Below are 15403 nucleotides of genomic sequence, written 5' to 3' on the forward strand. Positions count from 1 at the left end.
GGCTTTGCTGTGTTAGCGGTAAAATAGGGGCTATGCGGTCCGGGAAAATGCGTCTACTCAGGGAAAAGACAGCCCATTTGGCTGCGCCGGCTTAAAGCCACCACACCGACATCGCCTGAGGCCAGATCATGAGCACTCAAAACACCACCCTCCGGGGACTTGGTTTCGCGTTTCTGGGATTCGCGGTCTTTGCCAGCCATGACGCGCTGATCAAAGTGCTGGGCGGGACCTATTCGGTGATGCAGATCATCTTCTTCGCCACGTTGTTTTCCTTCGTGCCCATGGCGGTGACGATCCTGACGGACCGCACGACCGGGAATTTCCTGCCGCATCACCCGTGGTTGGTGCTGCTGCGCTCGGCCCTGATGGTCACATCCATGGTCTGCGCTTTCTATGCCTTTTCGGTCCTGCCTCTGGCCGAGGTCTATTCGCTGCTGTTTGCCTTCCCCCTGTTCGTCACGGTCCTGTCGATTCCGATTCTAGGAGAGGTCGTGCGTGTACAACGTTGGGCTGCAGTCGGCGTTGGCCTGATTGGTGTTCTGATCGTCCTGCGCCCCGGCGCGACGGATATCACACTCGGCCACATGGCCGCCCTGACAGCCGCGTTTTGCAGCGCGTTAGGCTCTGTTCTGGTGCGCAAGATCGGGAATGAGGAACGCTCGGCCGTGCTGATCCTCTACCCGATGCTGCTGGCCATCGTGGTCATGAGCTTGATGCAACCGGCAGTCTACCAGCCGCCTTCGCTGCTACATCTGGCGATGATGGCGCTGGTCGGCGTGTTCTCGGTCATCGCCCAGCATCTGATCATTCTGGCCTATCGCGCGGCCCCGGCCGGTGTCGTGGCCCCCAGCCAGTACAGCCAGATCATCTGGGCCACCTTGTTCGGCATGATCTTCTTTGGCGAACACCCGGATGGTTGGGTTGCGGTCGGCGCAAGCGTCATCATCGCCTCGGGCATCTTCGTCGTCTGGCGCGAAAGCCGGTCGAACACCACTTCAGCCAACACGCCGGTTCTGCGTGTGCGATCCCCCCGGTCGGATACCGGCGCATCACGACCCGGCGAATGAAAAACGGCGCGCCAGACAGCGCGCCGCTTAGGCAAATTCAACTGGTTTAGAGCCTTAGTAGATCACCACCGAGCGGATGCTCTCGCCTTTATGCATCAGGTCGAAACCGTGGTTGATGTCGTCCAGACCCATGGTGTGGGTGATCATCGGGTCGATCTCGATCTTCCCTTCCATGTACCAGTCGACGATCTTGGGTACATCGGTCCGGCCCCGCGCGCCGCCAAAGGCGGTGCCGCGCCAGGAACGTCCGGTCACCAGCTGGAACGGACGGGTGGAGATCTCGGCACCGGCAGGTGCAACGCCGATGATGATCGACTCACCCCAGCCCTTATGCGCTGATTCCAGTGCGTCGCGCATCACGCCGACGTTGCCAGTCGCGTCGAACGTATAGTCTGCTCCGCCTTTGGTCAGGTTGACCAGATAGGGCACCAGATCGCCTTCGACCTCTTTCGGGTTAACGAAATCGGTCATCCCGAACTTGGTGGCCATTTCGACCTTTGATGGATTCAGGTCGACACCGACGATCTGGTCGGCTCCGGCAAGGCGCAGGCCCTGGATCACGTTCAGGCCGATACCACCCAGACCGAACACGATGGCACGGCTACCGATTTCCACTTTGGCGGTGTTGATCACAGCGCCGATGCCGGTGGTGACGCCGCAGCCGATGTAGCAGATCTTATCGAAGGGTGCGTCCTCACGCACTTTGGCCAGCGCGATCTCAGGCAGGACAGTGTGGTTGGCGAAGGTCGAGCAGCCCATGTAGTGCAGGATCGGGTCGCCATCCAAAGTCGAGAAGCGCGAGGTGCCATCGGGCATCAGGCCCTTGCCCTGAGTCTCGCGGATCGCCTGACACAGGTTAGTCTTTGGATGCAGACAGTATTCGCACTCACGACATTCGGGTGTGTAGAGCGGGATTACGTGGTCGCCCGGCTTCAGGCTGGTGACGCCCGGGCCGACCTCGACCACGACGCCTGCGCCTTCATGGCCCAGAATGGCCGGGAACAGGCCTTCGGGATCTGCGCCGGACAGGGTGAATTCATCGGTATGGCAGATGCCGGTGGCCTTCACTTCGACCAAAACCTCGCCCGCCTTGGGGCCTTCGAGGTTCACCTCCATCACTTCCAAAGGTTTGCCAGCCTGAACGGCGACGGCTGCACGGGTGCGCATGGTGCTTGTCTCCCAGTCTTGTTTGACCCGACCCTGCGTCAAATGCAGGGTGTTTTCAACTGCACTTTCATGGCAGATTGGCTAAACATTTGATATTGCAGAAACGACATTGTCATACTGGGGAACGCCAATGCACCGATTTATCCCGATCCTGATCCTTCTGGCCGCCTGCGCTGAAACCTCTGCCCCGCAAGGTGCAGACCTTGAGCCCGAGGCTGCGCCTGTCGATCTAGCCTTCTGCAAAGGCGATCCGTTTGCGGATTCCATCGGCCAGCCGGTTTCGACCATTCAGGCCAGCCTGCCCGAGCGCGCGCGGGTGTTGGGACCCAATGACATTGCGACACAGGATTACCGTATCGACCGGCTGAATGTCTTCGTGAACGGTGCGGGCATCATTCAGCGCCTGACTTGCGGGTAGGGGTGGACTCGAGCGCTGATTCTCGGGCAAGAACAAAGTGGGAACATTTTGATGTCTGCCGATGCCAAAACGCCGAATACTCTCACTCTGGTTTCCCCGTCTGGGGGCTGAACGGCTGATCCGCGCCGCGCGGGGGCTGCATGTCGGGCCTTTGGCTGTAGTGGCCGAGCAGTCGAACATGCAGGTGATCACCTCTCTGAACGCCGAAGCTCAGGCCGCCGGGCTGCAGGTGGGTCAGCCGGTGCGCGATGCCCATGCCATGTGTGCGTCCCTGATCACGCGGCACCGCAACGCCCCGGCCGAAGCCGCGTTCCTGACCGCGTTGCGCCGCTGGGCAGGCAAGTTCAGCCCTTGGGTCGCCGAAGAGGCTCCGGACGGGCTGATCGTTGACCTCTCGGGCTGCGCGCATCTGTTTGGCGGGGAAGAAGCGTTGCTACGCGTGCTTGAGGTCGACTGCGCCGATATGGGCCTGAGCGTGCAGATGGGCATTGCAGACACATTGGGCGCGGCCTGGGCGCTGGCGCGCTATGCTGGGCAAGAGGCCATCTCCGACCGCAACGGCGACGCCATCAGCCAAGAGGCCCGCGCCACCCGTGCCCGGGCCAGCAAGCGACGACACTGGACCAAGGGCGGGGCCGCACCGCAAGTGGTGGCCTTGGGCGGCGGGGCGCGGATCGCAGCCCCGGGGCAGTCTTATGGGGCGCTCAGCCCGCTGCCCATCGCGGCGCTGCGGCTCGAGGATCAGGTGGTCGCGCAGTTGAACCGTCTGGGCCTGCGGCGGATCGGGGATCTGCTGGGCCAACCCCGCGCCTCCCTCGCCCGCAGGTTCGGACGTGGGCTGGTCTTGCGGCTGGATCAGGCGATGGGCAGCGCGCCCGAGCCGGTCTCTCCGGCCCACCCGCCGCATCACTTCGCGGTGCGGATGACTCTGCCCAATCCGATTGGGTTGGTCGAAGATGTGATGGCCGCCATCGACCGGGTTCTGCCGACACTCTGCACCAAGCTGGAAGAAAAGGGCCGCGGCGTCCGGACCCTGCGGCTTGAGGCTCATCGTGCCGATCAGGCGGCCGAGGTCATCGAGGTTGGGCTGGCCCGGCCAACTCATGACAAACACCGCATTCGCCCTTTGTTAGAGATGAAAGTCGACAAGATCGACGCGGGCTATGGCATTGACATGCTGCGGCTTGAGGCGATGCAGACGGAACCCATCCACGCCCGCACCATCGCCGGTCATGCCGAGGCCCGCCGTGTGGCCCGCAACCGGCTGGAGGGCAACACCGCCGTCGAAGACCTTATGGCCAAGTTGGGCGCACGGGTGGGGCTGGAGGTCATCACTCGGCGTCACCCTGCGGCATCGCATATCCCCGAGAAAACCGCGCAAGTGTTAGCAGCGGCATGGTCCGAACCAGCGCGAGATTGGCCTGCGCCGCCACGCCCGCGCCCCCTGCAGATGTGGCAGCCCGAGCCGGTAATGGCCCCGGAAACCCCGGATGTGCCCTCCGCCTTTCGCTGGCGCGGGCGTGATTGGAAATTGGCACAAGCCACCGGCCCGGAACGGATCGCGCCGGAATGGTGGCTGGATGACCCCAACTGGCGCAGCGGCGTGCGCGATTACTGGGTTGTGGTGACCGAACAGGGGGAGAGGCTCTGGCTGTTTTATGGCCATGGAGGCACTATGTCCGCAGGCTGGTTCTGCCAGGGGCAATTTGGCTAGACGCTATAATTAGGGTCTATTTTCCGCGATAAATCAGGATATCGGGCAGATAGTCCAGCAACCGGATCACCCAGGAAAACGGAGCTGGAAAATCGGTGCGGAACCGGCGGCGCGACATCGCTTTGATCACACGCTCTGCCGCATCCTCGGCCGACATCAGCATGGGCATCTTGAAGTTGTTCTTCTCGGTCAGGCGGGTTTTGATAAAGCCGGGATTGACTATCCGAACCGTCACGCCCGTACCCGCCAGATCAAACCGCATGGTCTCGGCCAGCGAGACCAAGGCCGCCTTGCTGGCCGCATAGCCCACCGCCGCAGGCAAACCGCGATAGCCGGACAGAGAACCGATCAGAGTGATATCCCCGCTTCCGGCGCTCACGAAGCCCGGCACGGTTTCACCCAACACTCGAAGGGCACCAGTGTAGTTCACGTCGGTCATCGACAAGACCGCCTCGGTATCCCAATCACCGGTGCGCATAGGCTCATAGGCTCCGGCGTTGTAGACAAGACCATCGACCTCTCCGACTTCGGCCACGGCACGGCGCACGGCCTCAAGGTCGGTCACGTCAAAAGGCACCGCACGCGCATTGGGAAGGGTTGCGCAGATCTCGGCCAACCTATCCGCATTGCGCGCCGACAGGACAAGATGCGCGCCGCGCTCGCTTAGCGCTTGCGCCAAAGCGCGCCCGAGCCCTTCGCTCGCGCCTACAATCCAATACGTCTTTCCTTCGAAACCGGTCATGCCTGCCCTATCGTGGAACCATGAAACGACGCCCCATGCGCGGTTTCGGTTCTGCTTCAACGATCATGTATATTTTACGACCAAGCCAACCGGTCGGATCATCCCCAGCTGAGGGAGTTTTGCCACGAAGTCACAATATAGTGCGTTGGGAAATATAATCTAACCTGATTGATCCGCGTCAGAACCTGCTACGTATCCCTAGATAAATGTCGCACTTAAGGGGATCACATGTTCGACGAAACGCGAGGCGAGCGCAAGAAAATCGCAGTCATAGGTGCAGGCATTTCAGGACTTTCCGCAGCTTACTACCTTTCAGAACAGCACGATATTACCGTTTATGAGGCCGAACCGCGCCTTGGCGGGCATGCCCGAACCGTGATGGCGGGCAAAAACGGAGATCAACCGGTCGATACCGGCTTTATCGTCTTCAACTACGCGACCTACCCCCACCTGACCAAGCTGTTTGATGAGCTGAACGTCCCCGTTGAGAAAAGCGAGATGAGCTTTGGCGCGACCATCGATAATGGCCGCATTGAATACGGGTTGAACACGCTGCGCACTCTGACAGCTCAAAAACGCAACCTGCTGCGCCCGTCTTACTACAAGATGATCTCGGACATTCTGCGCTTCAGTAAAGAGGCCCCGGATGCCGCGAAGGATGACGACACAACCATCGGAGAACTGGTGGACCAGATGCGTCTGGGTCATTGGTTCCGCCACAACTACCTCATGCCGATGTGCGGCGCGATCTGGTCCACGCCGGTTGAGTTTGTGGATCAGTTCCCGGCCCGCTCGCTGGTGCAGTTCTTCCGCAACCATGCCCTGCTGGCCAGTGGGCGCGCCAAACAGCATCAGTGGTACACAGTCAAAGGCGGCAGTATCGAGTATGTGCGCCGGATAGATGCCGCGCTACGGTCGCGCGGATGCGACATCCGTCTGGCGGCTCCGGTAGATCACGTACAGCGGAATGAGACCGGCGTCACGGTCACTAGCCAGGGCGACGCCGATCAGTTTGACGAGATCATCCTTGCGACCCACTCGGACCAATCGCTGGCCATTCTGGGCGACAACGCTACGGCGGATGAGGCCGCGGCCCTTGGCGCGATCCGTTATCAGCCCAATCACGCGATCCTGCATTGTGACGAAAGCCAGATGCCAAAGCGACGCGCCTGCTGGTCCAGCTGGACTTATCGCTCACAAGCCGGGGATGTTGGCGTGACCTATTGGATGAACCGGTTGCAGAACATCCCGGACAGCGATCCGCTCTTTGTATCTTTGAACGCGTCTTCGCAAATTGCCGAGGACAAGATTTATGACCAAGTCGAGTTCGCCCACCCGGTTTTCGACAAAGTCGCGTTGAAAGCGCAGGGGCAAATTCGCGACATGCAGGGACAGAATCACACCTGGTACGCCGGAGCTTATAACCGGCACGGGTTTCACGAAGACGGGATCGCCAGCGCGATGCATGTCGTCGACCGCTTGAGCGGCGCCCCGCACATAACCGGAGCTGACAATGGCATTCTTGAAAAAGATCCGGCCATCCATGTGGCCGCCGAATAAATCCACTTTGCGCGTAGCGCTGCTGTCGATCGCCTTACTGTCGAGTGGTGGGGCAGTGGCGTCGCCTCTGTCCAGCGAACTGAGTGATCCCAAGCTTTTGGGCAGCTCGACATTTAGGTTCTTGGGCCTGCCTGTCTATGACGCCAAGCTATTCACGCCTGCTGGAGCGGCATTCAATTGGACCCAGGATTTCGGGTTGCAACTGACTTATCGAAAAAACCTCGCACAAAAGGCTCTTGTAGAGTCGACGCTGGATGAGATGGCGAGGCAAGGCAATCCCGCGCCGACAAAAGCCCAGCTAGAGACCTGTTTTCAGGCAGTCAGCAAAGGTGACAGCTATCTGGCCATATCCGAAGGACCTAACAAAGTTGGGTTTTGGCGCAATGGTGCACAAACCTGCACACTAACCAACACCGGCATCAAGAAATCGTTCATGTCGATTTTTCTTGGCGACAACACTCGGTCCGCCAGTTTTACACGGCAGTTGAAGGGACAGTGATGCTGTATCCCCGGGTCAGCCTTTATGCGCTGATGCTCGCTGCGGCGGGTATCCCGCTCTATATTCACCTGCCGCGCTTTGCGGCGGTGAATTTGGGCATTGGCCTTGGGGTGATCGGAACCGTGCTGTTGGTGATCCGGCTGGTCGATCTGGTGCAAGACCCGCTGATCGGCTGGGCCATCGACCGCTGGCCAGGTGGGCAGCTGCTGTTTGCCGCTCTGGCGGCGCTTGGGCTGGCAGTTGGGTTTCCGCTGCTATTCGGCCTGCCGGACGGGGCCAGCGTCGGCGCGCTGGTCGCCATCCTCGTCCTGCTATTTTCGGCCTACAGCCTTGGCACCATCCTGCTTTATGGCCGTAGCGCAACTTTGGCCAAACAGGCTGACCCGCAAGAGCTGATGCGCCTCGCCGCCTTCCGCGAAGGCGGGCAACTGACCGGAGTCGTTCTGGCCGCCAGCGCTCCGGCCCTCTTCGTTACCTTCGGCGCGCAGGGACAGGGCTATCCCGCTTTTGGCTTGTTTCTGGGCGCGCTGGCGCTCCTAACCCTGATCGTCACCATCCCGATATGGCGACGCACACCCATCACGGGCGAGGGCATCTCATTCACCGCGCTCGGACAATCCGGCGCCCTCCGCCTGTTGGTTCTGGCGCTGATCAACAGCCTGCCGGTCGCCCTGACAGCCACGCTGTTTCTGTTCTTCGTCGAGGACAAACTGCAACTTTCCGGTATGGCCGGCCCATTACTGATCCTGTTCTTCCTGAGCGCCGGGGCTAGCGTGCCCCTCTGGGCGCGACTCAGCAATCGGATCGGCCCGAAACAGACCCTGATGATAGCCATGCCGCTTGGCATCGCTTCCTTCATCGGCGCGGCCACCCTCTCGGCTGGAGAGCTGACCGCCTTTGCCGTGATCTGCCTGGCCTCGGGCGCAGCCGCAGGAGCGGATATCGTGATCCTGCCCGCCATGTTTTCCGTGGTGCTGACACGCGCGGGGCTGAATGCCTCGGCCGCATTTGGCATCTGGTCTTTCGCTGGCAAGCTGGGCCTCGCGCTCGCTGCCTTTTTCACCCTGCCCCTGCTGGAACGCAGCGGTTTTTCACCCGGTCAAGCCAACTCGGCACAGGCTCTAAACACGCTCACATTCGCCTATGCCCTGCTGCCCTGCATCCTAAAGCTGGGCGCATTCGGGATGGTCTTGACCCTGCCTACGGAGGTCCCAGCCAAATGAATACGCTTGTTGTGATTTTGCTCGCCATCCTCGTTATCGTGGCGGTCAAAAGACGGTTCCTGAGCTTTCGCTCACAATCCCCGGCTGACTATTCGGGAACGGGGCCGGAGTTTTCCCTGACCAAACACCTGAACGGAGATATCTTGTCCGAGGGGCTGATCTATGGCCCCAATGGCAAGATGTCGAACAGCTTTGTCGCGCGCATGGTCGGTGAATGGGATGGAAACACTGGCACTCTGGCCGAGTGGTTTACCTATTCCAACGGCAAACAGATGACCCGAAAGTGGTATCTGACACTGGGCACCGGCAACACGTTCACAGCCACAGCAGACGACATTGTCGGTGAAGGCAAAGGCGTGATCTCGGGCTCGACTGTCAAGCTGTCCTACCGGATCATCCTGCCCGAAGACGCCGGAGGGCACACGCTGGACGTGACCGACTGGATGTACCTGACCGAAAACGGGGCGATCATGAACCGCTCAGAGATGCGCAAATTCGGCCTCAAGGTGGCGGAACTGGTGGCAACCATGCGACCCGCGCCCGAGGTGCAGACCGCGCATGTACCCGGAGCAAACGGGTATGATGCGGACGCTGAAAACAGGCCGCTACAATGACCCGGCTTCGTTTTCTGATCTCACTGGTCGCAATCACCAGCCTGACGCTGCTCGCGGCCTGCTCGGCTAAACCGCGGGTGCCCAAAAGCTTTCTGTCCGACCGGCAGCTGAACCTCGAAGAGTTCTTCGAAGGCAAAACCGTGGCTTATGGTCAGTTCCAAGACATTCTGGGCAATGTGCCGCGTCGTTTCACGGTTGAGATCGACGGCACCTGGGACGGAGAAACCCTGACCCTGGTCGAGGATTTCGTCTACGATGATGGCGCAACCGAACAGCGCATCTGGACCCTGACTAAAACCGGCGATGACACCTGGACCGGCACCGCGCCGGGCGTGTTGGGTGTTGCTGACGGGATTGAGCGTGGAGATACGTTCAACTGGAAATACAAGATCGACCTGCCGATCAAAGAGGGCACCATGCGTGTGAACTTTGACGACTGGATGTGGCTTTTGGAAGATGACCGTCTGCTGAACCGCGCCTATGTTTCGCGTTTTGGCGTCCGTATAGGCGAGGTCATCCTGTTCTTCGAGAAACTGTGACGGCCCGACGGGGCCTCGGCGCGCTGATCCGGCTGCTCCGCCCTGTCGCGGTCATAGAAGATAAACTCATCGACCCAACCGAACATCTTGTTCGCCTCGGGCGCGCGTGGCTCGGGGGGCGGAGGCGCAGCTTCGGCTTTCACCTGCGCCCGCTCGACCTCGGCCCACAAGAAGAACAACCCGCGCCGGGTGCCGTTGAGATGTTCGGGTATTTTTACCCACACCACCTGTGAGGATTTTCCGGATTTCTGCTCGATTTTAGCCCCCGGGTTTCTAACGCCCTTTGGTCAAAGGATAGCAAATCTAGCTGAATCTGCCAATTTTTTCGAATTCCGCAGGCGGAAATCCACTGGAAAGTCGCCCTTCAACACGTTTGAATATAAATGGAAATCTCACAAGCAACCAAAGGTGGTGTCACTGACCGGCGCCTCTATCTCAAGCGCTTTCCGTTTTGGTGGAGCTAAAACCGATCCTCAAAACCCTGGCATCAGCTCCTTCAATTGGTCCATGCCCATTCCACCGTACTACTTCTTCCAGCGGTAGTAGGTCTGTTTAGTCAAGCCAAGCTGCTGGATCGCGTCCAAATGCGGCATACCTTGCCCAGTCAGAACCTCTACCTGCCGTAAATTCGTGACAGTCCCTTCAGGCTTTGGTCGCTTGTTGGCCATGTGTTTCCTCCTTGCTCCTAAATTTAGCGGAGGACCGTTTCAGAGGGGGAAGACCGCCCATACCCCCATAGCCATGGCAACGTTAGCGAAAATACAACTGGCATCCCGGCAAAAAAAGTCGTTGTTGGTGTTGTAACTGTTGTCAATCGGTTGGGGGTATGGGGGCACTCATTACAACTTCATAAGGAAGGCCCTCAGCTTCCGCTCTACAAGCGAGCGTCAGTTCTACGATCCTCTTATTCCGCATATTCCCGCCAGCATTCGCCAAACGGACGGATACAGGCGGGAATAGGTCGATGCCTGTTCTGGTTATCGTGAACGATCCAGCAGCCTCCTAGCCCGCCTCGGTGATCACTCTATAACTCGGACGAGTTGCAATGACGGCGGGGGCCGTTGGGTTAGTCCTGATTATTAGAAGGCTGATATCCGTGAACGCATTCCGACCCAACTTGCGGGCCTAAATACAGTGGCTTCGGTTCTGGACCGAACAGATAGCCCGTCACTTCCGGGCCCATCCAGTCGATAGTCGTTGCGAAGAGAAGTGGCGCATCATTCGGGATATCGTCGCGTTCGCGCCCGCGATCCTCAACGACAGTGCCGGAAAGACTGAATCCAAGCTGCTGCATGTATTGCGATGCGTCGACCATCGAGAGCGTCGGCACACCGCAGTCATGACGATAGGAGACCAGTGTTTCGTAGACATAGAAATCCGGCAACCAATATCCCGTGCCACCGGTACGCAGATAGATGCGCGGGGTGCCATTGAGGCCTGCTTCTCGCCAATGCGCCGTAATTGCTTCGGCATCGTTAAGGAGCATGTCCATGAACTGCCCATATGTCGCGGGTGTAATGTACTCATACTCCACGTATGCCCGGTTTAGTGGAGGTAACTTTGTTAAGGGCGCGGGGTTTATTCCGACAAAAGCAACGACCGCAACCATGATGGCCTGATATCCGACAACCAACGCAACCAACACAGGGCGAGGTTTTGCAAGCGCCTGCGATAACAGCAGGCTAACGCCCATGAGGTACGGTACGAACAGACGGTAGCCAAACATCATGTGCTGACCGGATGCTCGGCTCGCGTAAATCAGAAATATAACTGCACTGATGGATGCTCCTCTGAGGATTGCCTTTGATAGTGGTGTGCGCTCTGCTGACGGCTTTGACCACGTAAAGAGCACTATGAAACCTACACCGGATAGGACGGCAAAGTTGAGAAGGGCTGAAAGGCTGTCGAGGGCGACACGTCCACCAAAAGCCAATTTGACGTAGAACGAGGTTGGTAAAATATCGCCATAGTAAAGGGCTGAAAATATCAGCCAACTTGATGCCATAGCAATGCACAGCGCGGCGCTGCCCCAAAGAGTCGGGCGGCGGTACTCGACCATGACAATAGCCAGCAAGACCGGTCCGGTAACAAGAACGCTATCGTAGCGGGTCAGGAACATCAGCGCGGCCAAAAATCCGAGCCAAACAAAGTCGCGCCCTTCCGCGGCACCCATTCGAGACACTACGACAAGGCGCGATATAAACAGCGTTGCGAGGCAGGACAGTATCGGTGTCTCCAAACCGCCAACAGTCCAAAGCACGACGAATGGAGAAAATAGCGACAAAGCGGTGAAGAACAAAAGCGCTTGTCCGCGTAGTCCCGTCTCGCGAATTGCCGCAAACCAGCCTGCGAGTACTAGCATCGGTGCAACGACCCGATAGCTCGCGACTGGATCGAAACCGAAATATGCTAGTCCCGTTTCCAGCAGTGCGTGCAGCGGCGAGGTAAGTGCAGAAACCCGCTCACCAATATTGTAAACAAGACCGTTTCCTGCAGCGGCGTTCTGCGCATATCGCCCGACGATGTATGCATCGTCAGCCACAAATGGCCAATAGAGGACGCAGAGAGCAGCGAATGTGAGTGCGCCAACTGCGACTATTGCGCGATCCACGTTACGAGACGGATATTCATTTGTTGATCCAATAATAGTCATGTTGGCGAACTAGCTAGTCATTCCGGCATAAATTTGATGGCTACGTGTCACGCGGGCGACTTGATTTCAGCGTAACCGATCCCGTCAAGCCAAATTTTTTGCGGCCACTTTGAGAGGTCAACCTGCTTGCAGCGCCTTACTTTGGCTGAACGCAATCGAGTCCGACCCACATATTCGCTATTAGCTGCTAAGCATTTTAGTCTTTAGCTTTTATTTTTTTAACTACGTGAACTACTGCAGAGCGATCACGTCCTAGCTCATAGGGAGCCGTATCAGTGCTCTGTAATGCCCCATTTAATTTGGACCACAGTTATTGTTTGAGAAACGGAGGACCGAGAATGTCGAACAAGAGACACAAGCCAGATGAAATAGTTCAGAAGCTGCAGCAAGCTAATGCGCTTGTGAACGCGGTTTTTGTCTGAATACTATCGAGAGCGCCTAAATCCGCGGCACGCAAAAAACTCACGGTGTGCAGAGCTACTAATCAGCTCCAAGAAGCGACAATCTCCTGTCGAAAGAGGCAAACTTCGTGTCATCTGTCGCCATGAATAGTGGTGAGCCGTGCAGGATTCGAACCTGCGACCCACTGATTAAAAGTCAGAAACACCATGGTTTGGGCGGCTAGTCGCATAAAATCGCAACTAACCTCAGCACGTCGCAAAATCCCATATTAAATTAGTGGCTTCCGGCACACTACCCGTTGTCCCCCAAATAAAATGTGTCTAATCTGGTCTCATGTCTTATCACCTAATCTCAGCAGTTTTGTCCCCCATGAGTCCCCCAGAGGCGATATCGTGAAGAAAGAGTTAACCAACGCGTTCCTTATGAAGCTCAAGCCACCGGCTGAAGGGCGGATTGAGATTTCGGATACGAAGCGCACCGGGCTGCGGCTGCGGGTGTATTCCGCCCGCGCGGTCTGGATGTATGAAAAGCGGGTAAAGGGTGGCGCGAAGCGGAAACACACATTCGGGACGTACTGCACTTGGTCTACGCCGGATAAGCGGGAGGATGGGGCAATCGGTCTATCAGAGGCCCGTTCCATGGCTCTTGAGATTGAGGCCGAGGCTGCACGCGGATTTGACAGAGTGCTTGAGGCCCAGCAAGCGCGCCGGGAGCAGGAAAGAGCGGCTGCAACAACTCAAACGCTTCAAGACGTGCTGGACCTCTATGACCAACTGCACCTATCCACCCTGAAACGCCGGGGCGAACGGAAGCGCCAGCTTGAGGACGCTCTGCGCAATCACCTTAGCCAGCCAATTGGAGACGTGACCCGCGCCAGCCTGCAAAAGCCGATTGATGACAAGGCCAAGGAAGGCAAGTTGTTTATGGCGAACAGGATCAGGGCGGCTATCAAGCATTTCACGCGCTGGGCATGGCGTCGGGAATATCTGGAAGAAGATGTGGGCGGCCGATTAGAGCGAGCCACAAAAGAACGCATTCGTGAGAGAGTGCTGTCGCTTGCTGAAATTCGAGACATCTGGGCCAAGTCATTCGAGCTGGGCGACTTATGGGGGCCATTGCTTCGTCTGCTCCTGCTTACGGTGCAGCGCCGCAGTTCAGTCACATGGTTACGCAAAAGCGAACTGGATCTTACAAACACCCGGTTTAAGAAGGCCATCTCCGACGAAAAGAACGAGCGAGCCCACGTTACACATCTTTCCCAGCCAGCAATGATTGAAGTTGAGCGCGCATTAAAGCGACTGGCTCAGATGGAAGATGCGCAAGAAGACTACCTGTTCAGCACGACTGGTCGAACGCCAGTGTCTGGTTGGAGCAAGGCTAAGGCCCGCTTGGATAGGCTTCTGGGTGACGAATTCGAACATTGGCGCCTCCACGATATCAGGACCGCATTTGCGACCCACTTGGCTGAACGCGGAGTTTCCGAGTCAGTGGTGGATCGGGTTTTGAACCACGCTGCCACAGCTTCAAAGGCTAGCGCCGTTGCCCGCGTCTACAATCAAGCTGAACTGCTGGCAGAAAGAGCAGTTGCTTTGGACAAGTGGGCAGAGTTGGTAACTCAGGAAGGTGCAGATGTAATAGCGATTGGGGGTTCTCGTGACTGACGATAAAGAACAACGAAGAGCCTCACTTGAAGCAGCTATTAAGAAACTATCCAAGTCAATTGACGAAAATGATTTGCGCATTCACGTGGGAAAGCTGGAACAGAGCTATAGTACTGCCTCCATAGTACAGGATATGGATCGCTCGGATCGAGACCCCAAAAAAGACATTGAGGACATAGAAAAAGCGGCGAAGTCACTGGCGGCGGCAGCTAAGCAACTCGAAAGAGTCGGATGGCACGGTAGAAAGAGGTTTCCGCAGGTTCTAAAGTGTTTTTTCCCTGACCGCGATGAAGAATTCGCTGTGCCAAAACCTGACAAGCAGGCCAAGAAGGATCTTGTTGAGTCCTTGAATATCATGAGTGACATATTGAATTCGGCGGCGGCGTCAATAAACCCAAACGCTCTGTCCGTATACACTGCATTTGGCGATGGACCAGAGTTCGAAACCATCAACAAGCGCAAGCCCACTGAAATCATTGCTTTTCGCGTCGCGCGGGAGTGCGCAAGCGTGTTTCACACAATAACTGGCTCGGCTCCCACGGTCATCACTGCTTCTTATGAGCAGGGCTCCCCGGCATATGGCCCCTTTCTGACCTTCGTAGCTGATGTATTTTCAGCCACTCATATAATGGCAAGCCCGGAAACCTGGGCGAGGAATGCAGTTAAGGATTTTTCCCCAGCAAGCGGGTAGGAAAGCTCCTTTATACGGCGCTCAACAACTCACTTAGCCTCAACACATCGCAAGTAACCGCAGACAATCGCGAGGTGTTGAAAATGAACGCATTCACAGGAGACCGCCTACTTTCAGTGAGGGATACCGCAGCCATTCTTGGTTGTAGTGTCGCTACCGTTTGGCGTCGGGCCGCTGCGGGGAAAATCCCGGAGCCGGTCAAATTGGATGGCACGACCCGTTGGTCTGAAGCCGAAATCCAAGTCTTAATCGAGGAAGCAAAATCGCAGCGTGTCGCTGCCTAAAAGAAACCCCCACTCGAGGCACGGGCGGAGGCAAATTCTTTTGGGTGACAACAAGAGCATAGCCGAAAGCCCGATGTCTTTCAATTAAAGAAAGGCAATAGATGAATACTTTCGAACAAAACCTAACAATCCAAACTGAACTTCCACCCTCGAACGCACTGCGCGTGTA

The 15403-nt window shown here is 57.5% G+C and carries 15 protein-coding genes, 1 tRNA gene and 1 pseudogene; 11 read left to right on the forward strand and 6 right to left on the reverse strand.

The features are described 5' to 3' along the window. The first annotated feature begins 128 nt into the window (after nt 1-128). The gene (locus tag ACR0C3_RS19990) at nt 129-1067 is read left to right on the forward strand and encodes a DMT family transporter (protein WP_170528657.1); all 939 of its coding nucleotides are present in this window, start codon (nt 129-131) and stop codon (nt 1065-1067) included. A 54-nt stretch (nt 1068-1121) separates the two neighbouring features. On the opposite strand, the gene ACR0C3_RS19995 is transcribed toward ACR0C3_RS19990, so the two are convergent. Next, nucleotides 1122-2234, reverse strand: coding sequence for an S-(hydroxymethyl)glutathione dehydrogenase/class III alcohol dehydrogenase (locus ACR0C3_RS19995; protein WP_480760152.1), 1113 nt, complete (start codon nt 2232-2234; stop codon nt 1122-1124). Nucleotides 2235-2364: 130 nt separating this feature from the next. On the opposite strand from ACR0C3_RS19995, the gene ACR0C3_RS20000 reads away from it, so the two are divergent. Together ACR0C3_RS20000 and ACR0C3_RS20005 are read left to right on the forward strand one after the other, a co-directional pair. Beyond that, the gene (locus ACR0C3_RS20000) at nt 2365-2652 is read left to right on the forward strand and encodes an I78 family peptidase inhibitor (protein ID WP_419740210.1); all 288 of its coding nucleotides are present in this window, start codon (nt 2365-2367) and stop codon (nt 2650-2652) included. A 61-nt stretch (nt 2653-2713) separates the two neighbouring features. Then, complete coding sequence (locus tag ACR0C3_RS20005; RefSeq protein ID WP_480760153.1) at nt 2714-4366, forward strand: DUF6504 family protein; 1653 nt, start codon at nt 2714-2716, stop codon at nt 4364-4366. Nucleotides 4367-4382: 16 nt separating this feature from the next. Here the strand turns inward: ACR0C3_RS20005 and ACR0C3_RS20010 are convergent, their stop codons facing one another. After that, nucleotides 4383-5108 (reverse strand): SDR family NAD(P)-dependent oxidoreductase, encoded by a 726-nt coding sequence (locus ACR0C3_RS20010; RefSeq protein WP_480760155.1) that lies wholly within the window; start codon nt 5106-5108, stop codon nt 4383-4385. 228 nt (nt 5109-5336) lie between these two features. Here ACR0C3_RS20010 and ACR0C3_RS20015 point away from each other — a divergent pair, with 228 nt between their 5' ends. From ACR0C3_RS20015 to ACR0C3_RS20035, 5 genes are all read left to right on the forward strand, one after another. Beyond that, complete coding sequence (locus ACR0C3_RS20015; RefSeq protein ID WP_480760156.1) at nt 5337-6668, forward strand: NAD(P)/FAD-dependent oxidoreductase; 1332 nt, start codon at nt 5337-5339, stop codon at nt 6666-6668. 121 nt (nt 6669-6789) lie between these two features. Then, the gene (locus tag ACR0C3_RS20020) at nt 6790-7167 is read left to right on the forward strand and encodes a hypothetical protein (RefSeq protein ID WP_480760157.1); all 378 of its coding nucleotides are present in this window, start codon (nt 6790-6792) and stop codon (nt 7165-7167) included. After that, entirely contained in the window at nt 7167-8390 is a 1224-nt protein-coding gene (locus tag ACR0C3_RS20025; RefSeq protein WP_480760158.1) for an MFS transporter, read from the forward strand. The genes ACR0C3_RS20020 and ACR0C3_RS20025 overlap by 1 nt, the downstream gene beginning before the upstream one ends. Then, nucleotides 8387-9004: a DUF3833 domain-containing protein gene (locus ACR0C3_RS20030; RefSeq protein ID WP_170661782.1), complete on the forward strand. Its 618-nt coding sequence runs from the start codon at nt 8387-8389 to the stop codon at nt 9002-9004. Before ACR0C3_RS20025 ends, ACR0C3_RS20030 begins: the two co-directional genes overlap by 4 nt. Then, nucleotides 9001-9543 carry a DUF3833 domain-containing protein gene (locus tag ACR0C3_RS20035; protein ID WP_480760160.1) on the forward strand — a complete coding sequence of 181 codons (543 nt, stop codon included), beginning with the start codon at nt 9001-9003 and terminating at the stop codon, nt 9541-9543. The genes ACR0C3_RS20030 and ACR0C3_RS20035 overlap by 4 nt, the downstream gene beginning before the upstream one ends. Here ACR0C3_RS20035 and ACR0C3_RS20040 read toward each other — a convergent pair. The 4 genes and pseudogenes from ACR0C3_RS20040 to ACR0C3_RS20055 form a co-directional block, all read right to left on the reverse strand. Then, on the reverse strand, nt 9483-9767 hold the full coding sequence (locus tag ACR0C3_RS20040; protein ID WP_480760161.1) for a hypothetical protein: 285 nt from the start codon (nt 9765-9767) through the stop codon (nt 9483-9485). The two genes, ACR0C3_RS20035 and ACR0C3_RS20040, sit on opposite strands and share 61 nt — an antisense overlap. 303 nt (nt 9768-10070) lie before the next feature. Continuing rightward, nucleotides 10071-10211 (reverse strand): annotated as a pseudogene (locus ACR0C3_RS20045) (IS3 family transposase); the annotation flags it as partial. 398 nt (nt 10212-10609) lie between these two features. Continuing rightward, nucleotides 10610-12196 (reverse strand): glycosyltransferase family protein, encoded by a 1587-nt coding sequence (locus ACR0C3_RS20050; RefSeq protein ID WP_480760162.1) that lies wholly within the window; start codon nt 12194-12196, stop codon nt 10610-10612. 552 nt (nt 12197-12748) lie between these two features. Further along, nucleotides 12749-12845: transfer RNA gene (locus tag ACR0C3_RS20055), tRNA-Lys, on the reverse strand. A gap of 145 nt (nt 12846-12990) precedes the next feature. On the opposite strand from ACR0C3_RS20055, the gene ACR0C3_RS20060 reads away from it, so the two are divergent. From ACR0C3_RS20060 to ACR0C3_RS20070, 3 genes are all read left to right on the forward strand, one after another. Continuing rightward, a complete protein-coding gene (locus tag ACR0C3_RS20060) occupies nt 12991-14259 on the forward strand; it encodes a tyrosine-type recombinase/integrase (protein ID WP_480760163.1) in 1269 nt (422 codons plus the stop codon). Further along, entirely contained in the window at nt 14252-14950 is a 699-nt protein-coding gene (locus ACR0C3_RS20065) for a hypothetical protein (protein ID WP_480760165.1), read from the forward strand. The genes ACR0C3_RS20060 and ACR0C3_RS20065 overlap by 8 nt, the downstream gene beginning before the upstream one ends. Before the next feature lie 83 nt (nt 14951-15033). Continuing rightward, nucleotides 15034-15234, forward strand: coding sequence for a helix-turn-helix transcriptional regulator (locus ACR0C3_RS20070; protein WP_480760166.1), 201 nt, complete (start codon nt 15034-15036; stop codon nt 15232-15234). The last annotated feature ends 169 nt before the right edge of the window (nt 15235-15403 follow it).

This window comes from Ruegeria sp. CK3, assembly GCF_056536565.1.

Coding starts and splice junctions, on each gene's coding strand:
- ACR0C3_RS20070 (WP_480760166.1), top strand. CDS start 15,034: ATGAACGCATTCACAGGAGACCGCCTACTTTCAGTGAGGGATACCGCA.
- ACR0C3_RS20025 (WP_480760158.1), top strand. CDS start 7,167: ATGCTGTATCCCCGGGTCAGCCTTTATGCGCTGATGCTCGCTGCGGCG.
- ACR0C3_RS20035 (WP_480760160.1), top strand. CDS start 9,001: ATGACCCGGCTTCGTTTTCTGATCTCACTGGTCGCAATCACCAGCCTG.
- ACR0C3_RS20015 (WP_480760156.1), top strand. CDS start 5,337: ATGTTCGACGAAACGCGAGGCGAGCGCAAGAAAATCGCAGTCATAGGT.
- ACR0C3_RS20050 (WP_480760162.1), bottom strand. CDS start 12,196: ATGACTATTATTGGATCAACAAATGAATATCCGTCTCGTAACGTGGAT.
- ACR0C3_RS20010 (WP_480760155.1), bottom strand. CDS start 5,108: ATGACCGGTTTCGAAGGAAAGACGTATTGGATTGTAGGCGCGAGCGAA.
- ACR0C3_RS20030 (WP_170661782.1), top strand. CDS start 8,387: ATGAATACGCTTGTTGTGATTTTGCTCGCCATCCTCGTTATCGTGGCG.
- ACR0C3_RS19990 (WP_170528657.1), top strand. CDS start 129: ATGAGCACTCAAAACACCACCCTCCGGGGACTTGGTTTCGCGTTTCTG.
- ACR0C3_RS20005 (WP_480760153.1), top strand. CDS start 2,714: ATGCCAAAACGCCGAATACTCTCACTCTGGTTTCCCCGTCTGGGGGCT.
- ACR0C3_RS20000 (WP_419740210.1), top strand. CDS start 2,365: ATGCACCGATTTATCCCGATCCTGATCCTTCTGGCCGCCTGCGCTGAA.
- ACR0C3_RS19995 (WP_480760152.1), bottom strand. CDS start 2,234: ATGCGCACCCGTGCAGCCGTCGCCGTTCAGGCTGGCAAACCTTTGGAA.